The organism is Streptomyces sp. NPDC058145 (assembly GCF_042884245.1).
Classification (GTDB): Bacteria; Actinomycetota; Actinomycetes; order Streptomycetales; family Streptomycetaceae; genus Streptomyces.
Window position 1 is genome coordinate 60,957 of the sequence record NZ_JBHVUH010000008.1, and the last position, 15,419, is coordinate 76,375.

The 15,419-nt window shown below is 72.8% G+C and carries 14 protein-coding genes; 7 read left to right on the forward strand and 7 right to left on the reverse strand.

Annotation, left to right across the window (positions count from 1 at the left end):
- Positions 1–114 precede the first annotated feature (114 nt).
- Together ACFVVO_RS19210 and ACFVVO_RS19215 are read left to right on the forward strand one after the other, a co-directional pair.
- Entirely contained in the window at positions 115–1,503 is a 1,389-nt protein-coding gene (locus ACFVVO_RS19210) for an aldehyde dehydrogenase family protein (RefSeq protein ID WP_390056366.1), read from the forward strand.
- Positions 1,504–1,517: 14 nt separating this feature from the next.
- Positions 1,518–2,600 carry a Zn-dependent alcohol dehydrogenase gene (locus ACFVVO_RS19215; protein ID WP_390056368.1) on the forward strand — a complete coding sequence of 361 codons (1,083 nt, stop codon included), beginning with the start codon at positions 1,518–1,520 and terminating at the stop codon, positions 2,598–2,600.
- 19 nt (positions 2,601–2,619) lie between these two features.
- Here the strand turns inward: ACFVVO_RS19215 and ACFVVO_RS19220 are convergent, their stop codons facing one another.
- From ACFVVO_RS19220 to ACFVVO_RS19230, 3 genes are all read right to left on the reverse strand, one after another.
- Positions 2,620–3,555, reverse strand: a complete 936-nt coding sequence (locus tag ACFVVO_RS19220) for a DMT family transporter (RefSeq protein WP_390056369.1) — start codon at positions 3,553–3,555, stop codon at positions 2,620–2,622.
- Positions 3,556–3,703: 148 nt separating this feature from the next.
- Positions 3,704–4,414 carry an ArsR/SmtB family transcription factor gene (locus ACFVVO_RS19225; RefSeq protein ID WP_390056370.1) on the reverse strand — a complete coding sequence of 237 codons (711 nt, stop codon included), beginning with the start codon at positions 4,412–4,414 and terminating at the stop codon, positions 3,704–3,706.
- A 54-nt stretch (positions 4,415–4,468) separates the two neighbouring features.
- Positions 4,469–5,110, reverse strand: coding sequence for a TetR/AcrR family transcriptional regulator (locus ACFVVO_RS19230; protein ID WP_390056371.1), 642 nt, complete (start codon positions 5,108–5,110; stop codon positions 4,469–4,471).
- Between the two features lie 91 nt (positions 5,111–5,201).
- On the opposite strand from ACFVVO_RS19230, the gene ACFVVO_RS19235 reads away from it, so the two are divergent.
- The 3 genes from ACFVVO_RS19235 to ACFVVO_RS19245 all read left to right on the forward strand — a co-directional run bounded on the left by ACFVVO_RS19235 (position 5,202) and on the right by ACFVVO_RS19245 (position 7,473).
- On the forward strand, positions 5,202–6,353 hold the full coding sequence (locus ACFVVO_RS19235; protein WP_390056877.1) for an acyl-CoA dehydrogenase family protein: 1,152 nt from the start codon (positions 5,202–5,204) through the stop codon (positions 6,351–6,353).
- An 84-nt stretch (positions 6,354–6,437) separates the two neighbouring features.
- On the forward strand, positions 6,438–6,725 hold the full coding sequence (locus ACFVVO_RS19240) for a YiaA/YiaB family inner membrane protein (RefSeq protein ID WP_390056372.1): 288 nt from the start codon (positions 6,438–6,440) through the stop codon (positions 6,723–6,725).
- 103 nt (positions 6,726–6,828) lie between these two features.
- Positions 6,829–7,473: a TetR/AcrR family transcriptional regulator gene (locus ACFVVO_RS19245; RefSeq protein WP_390056374.1), complete on the forward strand. Its 645-nt coding sequence runs from the start codon at positions 6,829–6,831 to the stop codon at positions 7,471–7,473.
- On the opposite strand, the gene ACFVVO_RS19250 is transcribed toward ACFVVO_RS19245, so the two are convergent.
- Positions 7,464–7,925, reverse strand: coding sequence for a MaoC family dehydratase (locus ACFVVO_RS19250; RefSeq protein ID WP_390056376.1), 462 nt, complete (start codon positions 7,923–7,925; stop codon positions 7,464–7,466). The two genes, ACFVVO_RS19245 and ACFVVO_RS19250, sit on opposite strands and share 10 nt — an antisense overlap.
- A 104-nt stretch (positions 7,926–8,029) precedes the next feature.
- Between ACFVVO_RS19250 and soxR the strand changes: the two genes are divergently transcribed.
- The gene (soxR, locus tag ACFVVO_RS19255; RefSeq protein WP_390056377.1) at positions 8,030–8,488 is read left to right on the forward strand and encodes a redox-sensitive transcriptional activator SoxR; all 459 of its coding nucleotides are present in this window, start codon (positions 8,030–8,032) and stop codon (positions 8,486–8,488) included.
- Positions 8,489–9,019: 531 nt separating this feature from the next.
- Here soxR and ACFVVO_RS19260 read toward each other — a convergent pair.
- A complete protein-coding gene (locus ACFVVO_RS19260; RefSeq protein WP_390056379.1) occupies positions 9,020–9,622 on the reverse strand; it encodes a hypothetical protein in 603 nt (200 codons plus the stop codon).
- A 255-nt stretch (positions 9,623–9,877) separates the two neighbouring features.
- Here ACFVVO_RS19260 and ACFVVO_RS19265 point away from each other — a divergent pair, with 255 nt between their 5' ends.
- Positions 9,878–12,667, forward strand: coding sequence for a penicillin acylase family protein (locus ACFVVO_RS19265; RefSeq protein WP_390056381.1), 2,790 nt, complete (start codon positions 9,878–9,880; stop codon positions 12,665–12,667).
- A 49-nt stretch (positions 12,668–12,716) separates the two neighbouring features.
- Here the strand turns inward: ACFVVO_RS19265 and ACFVVO_RS19270 are convergent, their stop codons facing one another.
- Positions 12,717–14,012 carry a serine-threonine protein kinase gene (locus ACFVVO_RS19270; protein WP_390056382.1) on the reverse strand — a complete coding sequence of 432 codons (1,296 nt, stop codon included), beginning with the start codon at positions 14,010–14,012 and terminating at the stop codon, positions 12,717–12,719.
- A gap of 80 nt (positions 14,013–14,092) precedes the next feature.
- Positions 14,093–15,319, reverse strand: coding sequence for an exo-beta-N-acetylmuramidase NamZ domain-containing protein (locus ACFVVO_RS19275; protein WP_390056384.1), 1,227 nt, complete (start codon positions 15,317–15,319; stop codon positions 14,093–14,095).
- Between the last annotated feature and the right edge of the window lie 100 nt (positions 15,320–15,419).

Below are 15,419 nucleotides of genomic sequence, written 5' to 3' on the forward strand. Positions count from 1 at the left end.
TCCCGGTACGTCCCGGTGCCGAGGAACCGCCGGCATCCGGGCAAGTCTGGCGCGCGAAAACTATCGCCGCTAGTTTGTGTGCCGGACAACGGAGACCCGCCGGGAGGAAGCAGCATGAAGGCACACGACGGCCTGTACATCGACGGCGCCTGGCGCCCCGCCACCGGCCGGGACGTGATCGAGGTCGTGAACCCGGCCGACGAACAGGTCATCGGCCGGGTCCCGGCCGGTGACGCGCTGGACGTCGACACCGCCGTACGCGCCGCCCGCGCGGCCCTCGCGGCCTGGGCGGCCACACCCCCGGCCGAACGCGCCGCACGCCTGACCGCCCTCCGCGACGTCCTGGTGGCCCGCAAGGACGAGATCGCGGAGACGGTCACCGCCGAGCTGGGCTCGCCCCCGCAGTTCTCGCAGGCCGTGCACGCGAGCGTGCCGATCGCGGTCGCGGGCTCCTACGCCGAGCTGGCCGCGGCCCACTCCTTCGAGGAGAAGGTCGGCAACTCCACCGTGCTGCACGAGCCGGTCGGAGTGGTCGGTGCGATCACCCCCTGGAACTACCCGCTGCACCAGATCGTCGCCAAGGTCGCCCCCGCGCTCGCCGCCGGCTGCACCGTCGTCCTCAAGCCCGCCGAGGACACCCCGCTCACCGCCCAGCTCTTCGCCGAGGCCGTCCACGAGGCGGGCGTCCCGGCCGGTGTGTTCAACCTCGTCACCGGCCTCGGCCCGGTCGCCGGGCAGGCCCTCGCCGAGCACCCGGACGTCGACCTGGTCTCCTTCACCGGCTCCACGGCGGTCGGCCGGCGGATCGGCGCGGTGGCCGGCGCCGCCGTCAAGAAGGTGGCGCTGGAACTGGGCGGCAAGTCCGCCAACGTCATCCTGCCGAGCGCCGACCTCGCCAAGGCCGTGGGCGTGGGCGTCGCCAACGTGATGTCCAACTCCGGCCAGACGTGCAGCGCCTGGACCCGGATGCTGGTCCACCGGGACCAGTACGACGAGGCCGTCGAACTGGCCGCGGCCGCCGCCGCCAAGTACGGCGACCGCATCGGTCCGGTCGTCAACGCCAAGCAGCAGGCCCGCGTGCTCGGTTACATCGAGAAGGGCGTCGCCGAGGGCGCCCGCCTGGTCGCGGGCGGCCCCGAATCGCCTCGCGAGCAGGGGTACTTCGTCAGCCCGACGGTCCTCGCCGACGTCACCCCGGAGATGACCGTCGCCCAGGTGGAGATCTTCGGCCCGGTCCTGTCCGTCCTCCGCTACGAGGACGAGGAGGACGCCCTGCGCATCGCCAACGGCACGGTGTACGGGCTCGCGGGCGCCGTCTGGGCCGGGGAGGAGTCCGAGGCGGTGGCCTTCGCCCGCCGTATGGACACCGGGCAGGTCGACATCAACGGCGGCCGGTTCAACCCGCTCGCCCCGTTCGGCGGCTACAAGCAGTCCGGGGTCGGCCGGGAACTCGGCAGCCACGGACTGGCCGAGTACCTCCAGACCAAGTCCCTGCAGTTCTGAGGAGTCAGCGAGCCATGGCCGTACGAGCCGCCGTCCTGCCCGCCATCGGCGCACCCCTGGAGATCACCGGCATCGAGCTGCCCGACCCGGGCCCCGGGCAGGTCCGCGTCCGCCTCGCCGCCGCCGGCGTCTGCCACTCCGACCTGTCCCTGTCCAACGGCACCATGCGGGTGCCGGTCCCGGCGGTCCTCGGTCACGAGGGCGCCGGCACCGTGGTTGCCGTGGGGGAGGGCGTCACCCATGTCGCGCCCGGCGCCCCCGTCGTCCTCAACTGGGCGCCGTCCTGCGGCACCTGCCACGCCTGCGCGCTCGGCGAGGTCTGGCTGTGCGCCAACGCCCTGGGCGGCGCGGCGGGCGTGCACGCCCGCATGAGCGACGGCACCGAGCTCCACCCCGGTCTGAACGTCGCCGCGTTCGCCGAGGAGACGGTGGTCGCCGCGTCCTGCGTGCTGCCCCTGCCCGACGGCGTCCCGCTCACCGACGCCGCCCTGCTCGGCTGCGCCGTCCTCACCGGCTACGGCGCCGTCCACCACTCGGCACGGGTCCGGCAGGGCGAGACGGTCGCGGTGTTCGGCGCCGGCGGCGTGGGCCTCGCCACGCTCCAGTCGGCCCGTATCGCAGGCGCCTCCCGGATCATCGCGGTGGACGTCTCGCCGGAGAAGGAGGAACTGGCCCGCGCGGCCGGTGCCACCGACTTCGTCCTCGCCTCCGACAGCACCGCGCGCGAGATCCGTGCCCTCACCGGCAAGCAGGGTGTCGACGTCGCCGTGGAGTGCGTGGGCCGCGCGGTCAGCATCCGCGCCGCCTGGGACTCCACCCGCCGGGGCGGCCGGACGACCGTCGTCGGCATCGGCGGCAAGGACCAGGAGGTCACCTTCAACGCCCTGGAGCTCTTCCACTGGGGCCGCACCCTGTCCGGCTGCGTCTACGGCAACACCGACCCGGCCCGCGACGTGCCGGTCCTCGCCGAGCACGTGCGCGAGGGCCGGCTGGACCTCTCGGCGCTGGTCACCGAGCGGATCGCGCTGGAGGGCATCCCGGCGGCCTTCGAGAACATGCTCGCGGGCAAGGGCGGCCGCGCGCTGGTGGTGTTCTGAAGGACCGGCGCCCGCCGGTTCAGCGGACCTTCTCCGGTCGCGGCTCCCCGGCCGCGACCCGGCGCGACCGTCCGGCCGCCCGGGACCGCGACACCGCCACACCCGCGAGGCACAGCACCCCGCCCACCAGGGTGAGCGCCCCCGGCACCTCGCCGAGCGCCAGCCACGACATCAGCACGACCAGCGCCGGCACGGCGTACGTGGTCGCGCCCATCCGGCTGGCGGTCGTGCGGGCGAGGGCGTAGGCCCAGGTCGTGAAGGCCAGCGCGGTCGGGAAGACGCCCAGGTAGACCATGTCGAGGGTCGCCGACACGGGCGCGTGGGCCGCCTCGCTCACCAGCTGCCCGGCGAACGGCAGGCAGACCACCGTGCCCACGAGGCACCCGAACGTCGTCACCTGCAGGGCGCTGGCCTGCCCGAGGGCGGGCTTCTGCGACACCACTCCGGCCGCGTAGGCCACCGCCGCGAGCAGACACGCCACCACCCCGAGCAGCGAGGCCCCGCCGCCCCCGGACGACATGGACAGCCCCACGGTCACGGCACCGGCGAAGGACACGGCCATCCCCGCCAGCAGCCTCGGCGGCATCGGATCACCGAGCAGCCGGGCCCCGAGCAGGGCGATCAGCAGCGGGCCGACGTTCACGACGAGGGCGGCGGTGCCGGCGTCCACCCGCTGCTCGCCCCAGTTCAGGGCGACCATGTAGAACCCGAACCAGAGCACCCCGGAGAGGGCTATGCCGCGCCAGGCCGACCTGGGCGGCAGCCCCTCCCGCCGGACGACGCACAGGACGCCCAGCGTCAGCGCGCCGGCCAGCAGCCGTCCGAGCGCCAGCGCCCCCGGCGAGTAGGCGTCACCGGCACTGCGGATCGCCACGAAGGCGGAGGCCCACAGCACGACGGTGAGGGCGGCAGCGGCGGCGGGCAGCAAGGGGTGACGCGGGGCGTTGCTCATCATGCTCCTGAGGCTAGGCGGGACGGTGTGATGCCGGCTGGCGGAAATCAGACAGTGCGGTAGGCGCCCCAGGGGCGCGGGGAACGGCGCGACCAGCCACGGCGGACCCGCACCCGCAGACCGGCACGACGACCCACCCCCGAAGCCGTGCTCAGCACAGCGCCTCCCTCTCCAGGCCCAGCAACTCGTTCAGCGCCCGCGCCCCCGACGGAGTCACCCTCACCGCCCGCTCGGACCCGATCCGCACGCACCAGCCGGCGTCCAGCGCGTGGCGGCACAGCGCGGCGCCCGCCGAACCCGCGAGATGGGGCCGCCGCTCGGTCCAGTCCAGGCACGCCCGGGCCAGGGGTCGCCGGGCCGACCGGTCGAGGGGAATCCCCGCCGTGCCGTACCACCGCAGTCCCGCGTCCGTCAGCGCGAACCCGGTGTCCTGGCGCAGCAGCCCCCGCTCGGTGAGCGCGTCCGTGATCGCGATGCCCAGCCGTCCGGCGAGATGGTCGTAGCAGGTACGGCCCCGGGCCATCGCGGAGCCCGCGCTCGACTCCCGCAGCGTGCGCGGGCGCGCGGTCCCGGCGGGCGTCACCTGGGCGGCCAGGTCCTCGACGAGCTGGGCCACCCGCGCGTCGGCCAGCCGCACGTACCGGTGCCGCCCCTGCCGCTCCTGCGCGAGCAGCCCGCCGGCGACCAGCTTGCCCAGGTGCTCGCTGAGCGTGGAGGGGGCCACTCCGGCGTGCCGGGCCAGCTCCCCGGCGGTCCAGGCCCGTCCGTCCAGCAGCGCGAGCAGACACGCGGCCCGCGTCTCGTCGGCGACCAGAGAGGCGAGCGCGGCGAGAGCGGCGGCCCGGGTGTCCTTGGTGGTCATGCACCCAGCATGCGGCACCGACGCTTCGGTGCGGGCCGAAGTGTCCAGGTGCCCTCACACGCTGTGCCGTGCCTGCTCGTACTGCTGCGCCAGCCCGTCCAGCAGCGCGGTCAGCCCGGTCTCGAAGGCCCGCTCGTCGATCTTCTCCTGCTGCTCGGCGAGCAGATGGGCCTGCCCGAGGTGGGGGTAGTCCGAGGGGTCGTACGCACTCGCGTCGTCCACGAAGCCGCCCGCGAAGGAGCCGAGCGCGGAGCCCATGATGAAGTACCGCATCAGCGCGCCGATGGACGTGGCCTGCGCCGGCGGCCACCCCGCGTCGACCATCGCGCCGTACGCGGCGTCGGCCAGCCGCAGGGCGGCGGGGCGGCGGCCGGGCCCGCGGGCGAGGACCGGGACGATGTTGGGGTGGTCGCGCAGCGCGGTCCGGTAGGAGACGGCCCAGTCGTGCAGCGCGGTCCGCCAGTCCCGGCCGTCCTCGAACATCGACAGATCGACCTGTCCGCTCACCGAGTCCGCGACCGCCTCCAGGATCTCGTCCTTGGTGCGGAAGTGGTTGTAGAGCGAGGGTCCGCTCACCCCCAGCTCGGCGGCGAGCCGCCGGGTGGAGACGGCCGCCAGGCCCTCCGCGTCCACGAGTTCCCGGGCCGTCTCGACGATCCGGTCGGTACTGAGGAGGGGCTTGCGCGGTCGGGCCATGGCGCACATAGTAGGGCTGCGAACGGAAACTAGCAGTGCTAATTTAAATGTACGTCTTTCAAGATCCGTATCCGTGTGGGGTGATCGCGTGGTGAACCTGGAGCTGAGCGAGGAGCAGGCCGCCGTACGGCAGCTCGCCCGGGACTTCGTGGAGCGCGAGATCGCCCCGCACGTGGTCGCCTGGGACCGGGCCGAGGAGGTCGACCGGGGCATCGTGAAGAAGCTCGGCGAGGTCGGCTTCCTCGGGCTGACCATCGACGAGGAGTACGGCGGCTCCGGCGGCGACCATCTCGCGTACTGCCTGGTCACCGAGGAGCTGGGGCGCGGCGACTCCTCGGTGCGCGGCATCGTGTCGGTGTCCCTGGGGCTGGTCGCCAAGTCGATCGCCGCCTGGGGGAGCGAGGAGCAGAAGCGGCGCTGGCTGCCGGGGCTGACCGCCGGTGAGTACGTCGGCTGCTTCGGCCTCACCGAGCCGGGCACCGGCTCCGACGCGGGCAACCTCTCCGCCCGGGCCGTACGCGACGGCGACGAATACGTGCTGAGCGGCACCAAGATGTTCATCACCAACGGCACCTGGGCCGACGTCGTGCTCCTCTTCGCCCGGTCCACCGACGCGCCCGGCCACAAGGGCGTCTCCGCCTTCCTGGTGCCCACGGACACCCCCGGCCTGACCCGCCGCACCATCCACGGCAAGCTCGGCCTGCGCGGCCAGGCCACCGCCGAGCTGGTCCTGGACGATGTGCGGGTGCCCGCCTCGGCGCTGGTCGGCGAGGAGGGCAAGGGCTTCTCGGTCGCCATGTCCGCGCTGGCCAAGGGGCGGATGTCGGTCGCCGCCGGATGCGTCGGCATAGCCCAGGCCGCGCTGGACGCGGCCGTGCGGTACGCCGGCGAGCGCGAGCAGTTCGGCAAGCCCATCGCCCGGCACCAGCTCGTACAGGAACTGATCAGCGACATCGCCGTCGACGTGGACGCGGCCCGGCTGCTCACCTGGCGGGTCGCCGACCTGATCGACCGCGGCCGGCCGTTCGCCGTCGAGTCCTCCAAGGCCAAGCTGTTCGCCTCCGAGGCCGCCGTCCGCGCCGCCAACAACGCCCTGCAGGTCTTCGGCGGCTACGGCTACATCGACGAGTACCCGGCCGGCAAACTGCTGCGCGACGCCCGCGTGATGACCCTCTACGAGGGCACCAGCCAGATCCAGAAGCTGCTCATCGGGCGGGCGCTCACCGGGGTCTCCGCCTTCTGAGCCGTTCTTCCGGGTCCTGCTGAGTAGCTGTTCTGAGTATCCCGGCGGATGTGGCGCGGGCCGCGTCCGCCGATGCTCGTTGCCATGAGTGACACACCGGTCAAGCAGCAGAACACGGCCGCCTTCTACGGTCAGGCCGTCGCCTCCTTCGCGGTCGCCATGGCGGCCACCGCCATCGGCATCTTCCGGCTGGACGCCAACGCCTGGGTGCGTTCCTTCCTGGCCATCGCCGTTCTCTACCTCGTCACGTCCGCCTTCACCCTCGCCAAGGTGATCCGGGACCGGCAGGAAGTCGGGCAGATCGTCAGCCGCGTCGACCAGGCCCGGCTGGAGAAGCTGCTCGCCGAGCACGATCCCTTCGAGAAGCTCTGAGCGGTTCCGGGAGCCCGCGCACTTCGCCGAGCGGTCACTCTAAGCGAGCGCTCACCTTCGGCGGTATGGTGGTGCTCCTGTCACCGAGAGGGGCGAGCGAGCGATGAGTACGGCGGAGGAGACGACCGGCGGCGAGGTCGAGCCGTGGGAACAGGTCACCCCTGACGCGGCACGGCGGCTGCTGGTCGCCGCCGTGGAGGCCTTCGCCGAGCGCGGCTACCACGCTACGACGACCCGCGACATCGCGGGCCGTGCCGGCATGAGCCCGGCCGCGCTCTACATCCACTACAAGACCAAGGAAGAGCTGCTCCACCGGATCAGCAGGATCGGCCACGACAAGGCCCTGGACATCCTGCGCACGGCGGCCCGGCGCGAGGGCACCGCCACCGAGCGGCTCGCCGGCGCCGTCAGCTCCTTCGTCCGCTGGCACGCCGGGCGGCGTACGACCGCGCGCGTCGTGCAGTACGAACTCGACGCGCTCGGCCCCGCGGCCCGCGCCGAGATCGTCGCGCTGCGCCGCCAGGTCGACGCCGAGGTGCGCGGGATCATCGACGACGGGGTCGCCGCGGGCGAGTTCCGGGTGCCGGACGTGCAGGGCACCACCCTCGCGGTGCTGTCGCTCTGCATCGACGTGGCCCGCTGGTTCAGCGTGGACGGGCCCCGCACGCCCGAGGAGGTCGGCGCGCTCTACGCCGACCTCGTGCTGCGCATGGTGGGCGCCCAGCCGGACGCCCCGGCTCAGAGGTAGTACCGGGCCACCGACTCCGCGACGCACACGGGCTTCTGCCCGCCGTCCCGCTCCACGGTGAAGGCGAGGGTCACCTGGATGCCGTCCTTGACGTCCTCGACGCCGGTGATGACCGCGGTGGCGCGCAGCCGGGAGCCGACCGGGACGGGGGAGGGGAAGCGGACCTTGTTCGTCCCGTAGTTGACGCCCATCCGCACGCCCTCGACCCGGAGCAGCTGCGGGCCGAAGAGCGGCAGCAGGGACAGGGTGAGATAGCCGTGCGCGATGGTCGTCCCGAACGGCCCCGCGGCGGCCTTCTCCGGGTCCACGTGGATCCACTGGTGGTCCCCGGTCGCCTCCGCGAACAGGTCGATCCGCTTCTGGTCGATCTCCAGCCAGTCCGTGTGGCCAAGCTGCTCGCCCACGGCGGCCCTCAGCTCGTCGGGGGAGGTGAAGGTCCTCGGTTCTGCCATGTTCCCGGCCTCTCGCTCGCGTTCCTAAGCAACTGCTTAGCATGGTCGGGTGCGGGGGCGATGTCAACGGATGAGGGGCCGGCCGGGTCGGTAGGCTCTGCGGGGTGCCCCAGATCCCCGAGAAGGTCCACGAGCTGACCGTCGGACAGCTGTCCGCGCGCAGCGGCGCCGCCGTCTCCGCCCTGCACTTCTACGAGTCCAAGGGTCTGATCACCAGCCGCCGCACCGTCGGCAACCAGCGCCGCTACACCCGTGACACCCTGCGCCGGGTCGCCTTCGTCCGCGCGGCCCAGCGGGTCGGCATCCCGCTGGCCACGATCCGCGAGGCCCTGGCCCGGCTCCCCGAGGAGCGGACCCCGACCCGCGAGGACTGGGCCCGCCTCTCGCAGGCCTGGCGCTCCGAACTCGACGAACGCATCCGGCAGTTGAACCGGCTGAGGGACCACCTCACCGACTGCATCGGCTGCGGCTGCCTGTCCCTGGAGAACTGCGTTTTGTCCAACCCGGACGACATCTCCGGCAACCGCCTGACAGGCTCCCGCCTCCTGCCGGAACGGCCGTAGCGGAGGCCGGGTCAACCCGGCCTCGCCGACCGCTGCGAACCGCCGGCCACGCCTTACGGCGAGCGCGGGAACGACCGGTACCGGACCAGCCCGCCGCCATCAACTGAGCTTTGGACGCGGTGCGTTCAGCGTCCGGCGGGAACGGTGTGTCCTCCAGGCCGATCCGGGTGGCGAGACCCGGCCGTCCGGCCGGCCGCGGCGCCGGCCAGGTGCCGCCCTCCTCGCCGCGCAGCAGGACGGGCGGTCGTGCGCGGTCGCCTCCGCCGTCGCCGTTCGGGGTCCGTCACCTCCGCGAGGACCCGCAGCAGACCTCCGTGGCGCCCGCCGCTACGGCCTCGGTGGCGGACCGTGCCAACTCCCCCGGGGCAACGGCACGCACACGCCGTCGGCGGCCGACCGGCGTTCGTCGAGACATACCTGCACCATGCCCCGATGGGGCCAGGGGCCACCGACGGAGCGGCCGAGCACATCAGGGTGCGGCATCCCCCGGCGCACCCCCGATGCGTCCCCGCCGGTCGGGCCGGCCCGTGTTCAGGCCGACATCAGCAGGCGTTCGCTTCTGGAGTACGCCAGCGCCAGCGGTGTGAGTACGGGCCGGGGCACGAGGATGCCGCAGTCCGCGCAGACCGGGCCGGAGGACGGCTCGTGGTCGAGGCCGTACCTCCACACCAGCCGCTCCCCGTCGCAGACCGGGCAGCACCCGCCCGGTTCGCGGTTCAGCGCGGCGATGAGCCGGCGCAGCACCTCCGCCAGCGGCTCGCCGGGATGGACCCGGGGATCGTCGCACCAGGCGACCCCGAACCCGCCCCAGGTCAGCCGGTGCCAGTCGTCCACCGTGCCCGGCCGGCGCAGCCCGTCGTGCTTCTCCTTCTTGCGGCGCTCGGCGAACTCGGCCTCGTAGCCGAGCCAGACCGCCCGCGCCTCCTCGAGCTCCTCCAGCGCGGCCACGAGCCGCACCGGATCGGGAGACCGGTCCTCCGGACCGAAACCGGCCCGGGAGCACAGATGGTCCCAGGTCGCCCGATGCCCATAAGGAGCGAACCGCTCCAGGCACTTGCGCAGTGAGTAGCGCCGCAGCGCCAGATCACACCGCGGATCTCGTACCTGTCTCGCCAGACTTCGGAATCCGGCCATCGCCATGCACCTCCGTCACACCTGCGTCCGCTCTTGCGTCACTTCTCCGTCGCCGTACGGGTTCCTCGCGACGTCGCCGAATAGACGTGTCGACACGCGATCCGGCTCCATCCGTTTTCCGATGCCCTCCCATAAGGCGCCCCGGGTTGACCGCCGGGCGCCGCTCCGGTGACGCCGAAAGTTGACGCATGTTCATCTTCAATCCCGGGGATACCGGCGGTAACGTCCGGGCCACCCCCGTCGGGAGGAGCTGCCATGCCACGGCGCGCCCCACGCAACGTGCTGTTCGACAAACTGAGAACTCCCCGCAGGCTCACCGGGTTCCTGAAGACGGCGTCGATATGCGTTCTCGTCGCCGGACTTCTCTCCCCAGTCACCCGGGCCACCGCCGCGGAGGCCGCCGCCACCTCGAACGACTACTGCGGCGGCCAATGCTCGGACATCCTGCCGCCCGGCGAGAACGGCAACGCCACCCTCGCCCAGATCCTGCTCAACCAGGCCTTCGGCACCCAGCCCGCACACGCCGAGGACCAGCTCGGCCCCTACGCCGGCCTCGCGACCGGCTACCGGGGGCTCACCGACGCGAAGATCAACACCTTCTTCAACGACGCGTCCTTCGGCGTTCCTTCCGACCAGGTCGCCTCCACCGAGAAGCCGGCCGGCCGCGGCGACGTGACCATCGTCCGCGACAAGAAGACCGGTGTGCCGCACATCACAGGCACCACCCGGTACGGCACCGAGTTCGGCGCCGGGTACGCGGCCGCCGAGGACCGGCTGTGGCTGATGGACGTCTTCCGGCACGTGGGCCGCGGGCAGCTCACGGGCTTCGCGGGCGGCGCGGCCGCCAACCAGGGCCTGGAGCAGCAGTTCTACCGCGACGCGCCGTACACCGAGGCCGATCTGCAGGCGCAGATCGACAACGCCGTCGCGCACAACGGAGCCCGCGGGCAGCAGGCCCTCACCGACGCGGACGCCTACCTCGCCGGCATCAACTCCTACATCGACGCCTCCGACAGCGGCCGCTACTTCCCCGGTGAGTACGTCCTGACCGGGCACAAGGACTCCGTCACCAACGCCGGCACCATAGACCACTTCAAGATCACCGACCTGGTGGCCCTGGCCTCCGTCATCGGCTCGCTGTTCGGCTCCGGCGGGGGCGGCGAGGTGGACAACGCCCTCTCCCTGATCGCCGCCCAGTCCAAGTACGGCGTGGAACAGGGCACCAGGGTCTGGGAGTCGTTCCGGATGCGCAACGACGCCGAGGCGGCCCTCACCGTCCACGACGGCACGAGCTTCCCGTACGCCGGCCGGCCCGACGACCCCAAGGGCAGGGCGCTGCCCGACGCCGGCTCGGTGACCGAGGAGCCCCTCGTCCACGACCGCACGGGCAGCGCGGTCACCGTGAGCGCGAAGAGCGCCTCCGACGCGGCCGCCAGGACCTCGCTCGGCTCCGCCCGGCGCGGCATGTCCAACGCCCTCGTGGTCAGCGGCAAGTACACCGCGAGCGGCCGTCCCGTCGCCGTGTTCGGACCGCAGACCGGCTACTTCGCCCCGCAACTGCTCCTGCTCCAGGAGATCCAGGGCCCCGGCATCAGCGCCCGCGGCGCCTCCTTCGCGGGACTGAGCATGTACGTCGAACTCGGCCGCGGCCAGGACTACTCCTGGAGTGCGACCACCTCCGGCCAGGACATCATCGACACCTACGCCGTCGAGCTGTGCCAGGACGACCACCACTACCTGTACCACGGCACCTGCACGGCCATGGACCAGGTCGAGCGGAAGAACGCCTGGAAGCCCACCGTCGCCGACGGCACCGCCGAGGGCTCGTACACGATGCGGGTGTGGCGCACGAAGTACGGACCGGTGCGGTACCGCGCGACCGTCGGCGGCAAGAAGGTCGCCTACACCACCCTGCGCTCCTCCTACCTGCACGAGGCCGACTCGATCATCGGCTTCCAGATGCTCAACGACCCCGGCTACGTCAAGGGCCCGAAGGACTTCCAGAGCGCGGCCCAGCACATCAACTACACCTTCAACTGGTTCTACGCCGACTCGCAGCACACCGCGTACTACAACAGCGGCGACAACCCGGTCCGGGCGAGCGGCGTCGACGCCGAGTTCCCGGTGCCGGCCGAGTCCGCCTACGAGTGGCGGAACTGGGATCCGGCCACCAACACGGCCGACTACACCCCGCCCTCCGCCCACCCGAACTCCGTCGACCAGGACTACTACATCTCCTGGAACAACAAGCAGGCCAAGGACTACACGACCGCGTCCTGGGGCGACGGCTCCGTGCACCGCGGCGACCTGCTCGACGACCGGGTGGCGAAACTGGTCGCGGCCGGCGGGGTGACCCGTACCGAACTGGTGCAGGCCATGGCGGACGCGGCCCTCGCCGACCTGCGCGCCGAGGACGTCCTGCCCGAGTTGCTCAGGGTGATCGGCTCCTCGCCGGTGACCGACTCCACGGCCGCCGCCGCGGTGAGCAAGCTCCAGGCGTGGGTGACCGCGGGCGCCAGGCGCACCGAGACCTCCGCGGGTTCCAGGAAGTACGCCGACGCGGACGCCATCCGGATCCTGGACGCCTGGTGGCCGCTGCTGGTGAAGGCCGAGTTCGAACCCGGTCTGGGCAGCGACCTGTACACCGCGTTCACTGACAACCTCCCCGTGGACGAGGCCCCGTCGGCCGGGCACGGCCCGACCGGATCGCACGCCGGCAGCTCCTTCCAGTACGGCTGGTGGAGCTATGTCGACAAGGACATCCGGGCGGTGCTCGGTGAGTCCGTGCGGGACGGCCTGCCCCAGAAGTACTGCGGCGGCGGCAGCCTCGGCGCCTGCCGGGACGTCCTGATCGGCACCCTGAAGGAGGCGGCCGGAAAGACCGCGGCCCAGGTCTACCCCGGTGACGACCAGTGCTCGGCGGGCGACCAGTGGTGCGCCGACTCCATCGCGCAGCGCCCCCTGGGCGGCGTCAAGCACGGGCGAATCAGCTGGCAGAACCGGCCGACCTTCCAGCAGGTCGTGGAGTACACCTCGCACCGGTGACGCCCCGGCGGTGGCATCACCGCGGTGACGCCCCGGCGACGGCGGCGGGTCAGGCGATACGGCCCGCCGCCAGCACCACCCGCGCCAGCTCCGGGTGCACGATGTCGCTGTGCGCCCCGCTGGGCGCGCCTCCGCGCCGCACCACCGCGGCCACGTCGACGTTCACGCAGCCCGCCGCGGGCAGCGGTCCGCGCAGGGCCGCGGCGAGGTCCAGGGCGTCGGTCCCCTGCACCCCCTGCACCCCGTCGTGGCCCATGGCTCCCCAGCGGGCGCCCAGCATCCGGCCGAGCGCGAGGCCGCCGACCGAGCGGTCGTCGTCCGCGCAGCGCGACGCCAGCGGGTAGAACGTGGCGAGCGCCGAGTCGAAGCGCGAGTAGCAGCACACCAGCGGGCCGTCGATCCGCTTGTGCCGGTCCCTGAGCGCCCCCGCCCGGTCCGGGTCGTGCGGCAGCCGGGCGGCGAACGCGTAGTGCGAGAAGGCGCCCTGGAGCAGCGTCACGGACTTCACCGTGCGCACCCCGGTGGGCAGCCCGCGCAGCGCGAACGACACCAGCCGTCCGCCGAAGCTGTGCCCGACCAGATGCACCCGCACGCCCGGCGCCGCGGCGGCCAGCCGCCCGACGACCGGCCCCAGCCCGTGCTCGCCGACCGTCCCGGCCCGCCGCTTCATGGTGTAGTACGTGGCCTGCCGCAGGAGTTCCTTGGCGCCGTTCCAGGGGTTCGGCAGCGTGAACCCCTCCGTCGTGTCGAGGGCCGCCAGGGCCTCGGCGAGCTCCGCGCAGGCCGCCGCCGGGTCGCCGCGGAACATGGCCGGCCCGTCCTCCTCAGGGACGTCCGCCACCTCGGGCGCGCCCGGTCCCGGCTCGGCGAGCAGTCGCACCAGCCGCCCGAACTCCGCGAGCCCCTCGTCCCCGGCCGGCTGCTCGTCCAGCAGCCGGGCCAGCCGGTCGAGCACGGTGGCCCGGTCCGGAAAGGCACCCAGCAGGGCGCGCCGGGTGTCCTTGTCCAGCGCCGGGCCCGGCACGGCCTGTGCCTCCACGGCCGCCGGCGACCGGGGCAGGTCCCCGATGGGCTCGTCGCAGAACCGCATCGACGGCCAGATGACGCCGACGTACCCGATCCGGGCCTTCGGGGCGAGGCCCGGGACCGGGGCGAAGAACTCGCGGTACAGCGCCGTCGCGCCCGAACGGTCGTTGTTCCAGCCGTGCGCGAAGACGATCAGGTCACGGACGCCGCGGTCCGTGACCCCCGCCCGCAGCCGGTCCCGTTCGGGGCCGTCCACGTCCCCGTCCGCGTCGAAGGTCAGCTCCCAGTAGGGAGTCACGCTCATCCCAGGATCCGCCATGACAGACTCCCTCGTGCCCCGAAACGGTGCGATGTGGGCGCATCGTCCTGCGGCCCGGGGGAGTTGGCCAGAGCGGCGGCTCACCTGTAGAGGAGATATTCCCCGCGGACCCGCCGGAACGCCGTCAGATCGTCCTGCCAGGCGCCGACGACCTCGTCGGTGTCCGCGCCCGCGTCGATCATCGTCCGTACCCGGGTGGAGCCGGTGAGCTTGTCGATCCAGTTGTCCGGTCGCCAGGCGAAGCCGTCCCAGACCTTCCGGGCGGTCACCAGCAGCGCGATCCCGGTGCGCACCGGATCGAAGGCGGCCCGGTCGTGCACATGGATCTGCACACCCCCCACCGTCTTCCCCTGGAACTTGGAGAACGTGGGCGCGAAGTACGCCTCCCGGAACCGCACGCCCGGCAGTCCGGCCCCGTTGGCCGCGGCGGCCCACCGCCCGTCGACGCCCTCCGCCCCGAGCAGCTCGAACGGCCGGGTCGTACCGCGCCCCTCGGAGAGATTGGTGCCCTCGAACATGCAGGTGCCCGAGTACACCAGCGCGGTGTCCGGGGTGGGCATGTTCGGGCTCGGCGGCACCCAGGGCAGGCCGGCGGCGTCGTAGAACCGGTCGCGCTTCCAGCCCGTCATCAGGACGGTCTCCAGCGGGACGGGCTCGTCCAGGAACTCCCCGTTGAACAGCCGGGCCAGCTCGGCCACCGTCATCCCGTGCGCCTGCGCGATCGGCTGCCGGCCGACGAACGTGGCGAACTCCCGGTGCAGCACCGGGCCCTGGGCCGAGCGGCCGGTCACCGGGTTGGGCCGGTCGAGCACGACGAACCTCTTGCCCGCCAGCCGGGCCGCCTCCATGCAGTCGTAGAGGGTCCAGATGTACGTGTAGAAACGGGCGCCGACGTCCTGGATGTCGAAGACGACCGTGTCCACGCCGGAGGCGGTGAAGACGTCGGCCAGCGGCTGACCGCTCTTCAGGTACGTGTCGTAGACCGGCAGCCCGGTCGCCGGGTCGTCGTAGCGGCCCTCGGAGCCGCCGGCCTGGGCGGTGCCCCGGAAGCCGTGCTCAGGGCCGAAGACGGCGGTCAGCCGCACCCGGGGGTCCGCGTGCATGACGTCGACGATGTGCCGGGCGTCCCGGGTGATGCCGGTGGGGTTGGTGACGACGCCGACGCGCCGGCCGTCGAGGATGCGGTACCCGTCGGCCGCGAGCCGCTCGAAGCCCGTGCGCGGGTGCTCCGCGGCGGCAGCCGGTGCCGCCGGGAGGGCGGCGGTGACCGTGGCCGCCGCCAGTACGCTCCGTCTGGACAGGTGCACGAGGAGACCTCCGTGGGTGGGGAAGTGCGGGCCGTGCGTGGCGGGTCGCGCCCACGCCGCGGAGTCGCACATCGGTACGGCCCCGCGCCCCTAGGTTTGA

What these genes read in the sequence shown, in the direction of transcription:
- ACFVVO_RS19240 (WP_390056372.1), top strand. Translation starts at nt 6,438, where the DNA reads ATGAGTGACACACCGGTCAAGCAGCAGAACACGGCCGCCTTCTACGGT.
- ACFVVO_RS19230 (WP_390056371.1), bottom strand. Translation starts at nt 5,110, where the DNA reads ATGGCCCGACCGCGCAAGCCCCTCCTCAGTACCGACCGGATCGTCGAG.
- ACFVVO_RS19260 (WP_390056379.1), bottom strand. Translation starts at nt 9,622, where the DNA reads ATGGCCGGATTCCGAAGTCTGGCGAGACAGGTACGAGATCCGCGGTGT.
- ACFVVO_RS19265 (WP_390056381.1), top strand. Translation starts at nt 9,878, where the DNA reads ATGCCACGGCGCGCCCCACGCAACGTGCTGTTCGACAAACTGAGAACT.
- ACFVVO_RS19245 (WP_390056374.1), top strand. Translation starts at nt 6,829, where the DNA reads ATGAGTACGGCGGAGGAGACGACCGGCGGCGAGGTCGAGCCGTGGGAA.
- ACFVVO_RS19210 (WP_390056366.1), top strand. Translation starts at nt 115, where the DNA reads ATGAAGGCACACGACGGCCTGTACATCGACGGCGCCTGGCGCCCCGCC.
- ACFVVO_RS19220 (WP_390056369.1), bottom strand. Translation starts at nt 3,555, where the DNA reads ATGATGAGCAACGCCCCGCGTCACCCCTTGCTGCCCGCCGCCGCTGCC.
- ACFVVO_RS19250 (WP_390056376.1), bottom strand. Translation starts at nt 7,925, where the DNA reads ATGGCAGAACCGAGGACCTTCACCTCCCCCGACGAGCTGAGGGCCGCC.
- ACFVVO_RS19270 (WP_390056382.1), bottom strand. Translation starts at nt 14,012, where the DNA reads ATGGCGGATCCTGGGATGAGCGTGACTCCCTACTGGGAGCTGACCTTC.
- ACFVVO_RS19215 (WP_390056368.1), top strand. Translation starts at nt 1,518, where the DNA reads ATGGCCGTACGAGCCGCCGTCCTGCCCGCCATCGGCGCACCCCTGGAG.
- ACFVVO_RS19225 (WP_390056370.1), bottom strand. Translation starts at nt 4,414, where the DNA reads ATGACCACCAAGGACACCCGGGCCGCCGCTCTCGCCGCGCTCGCCTCT.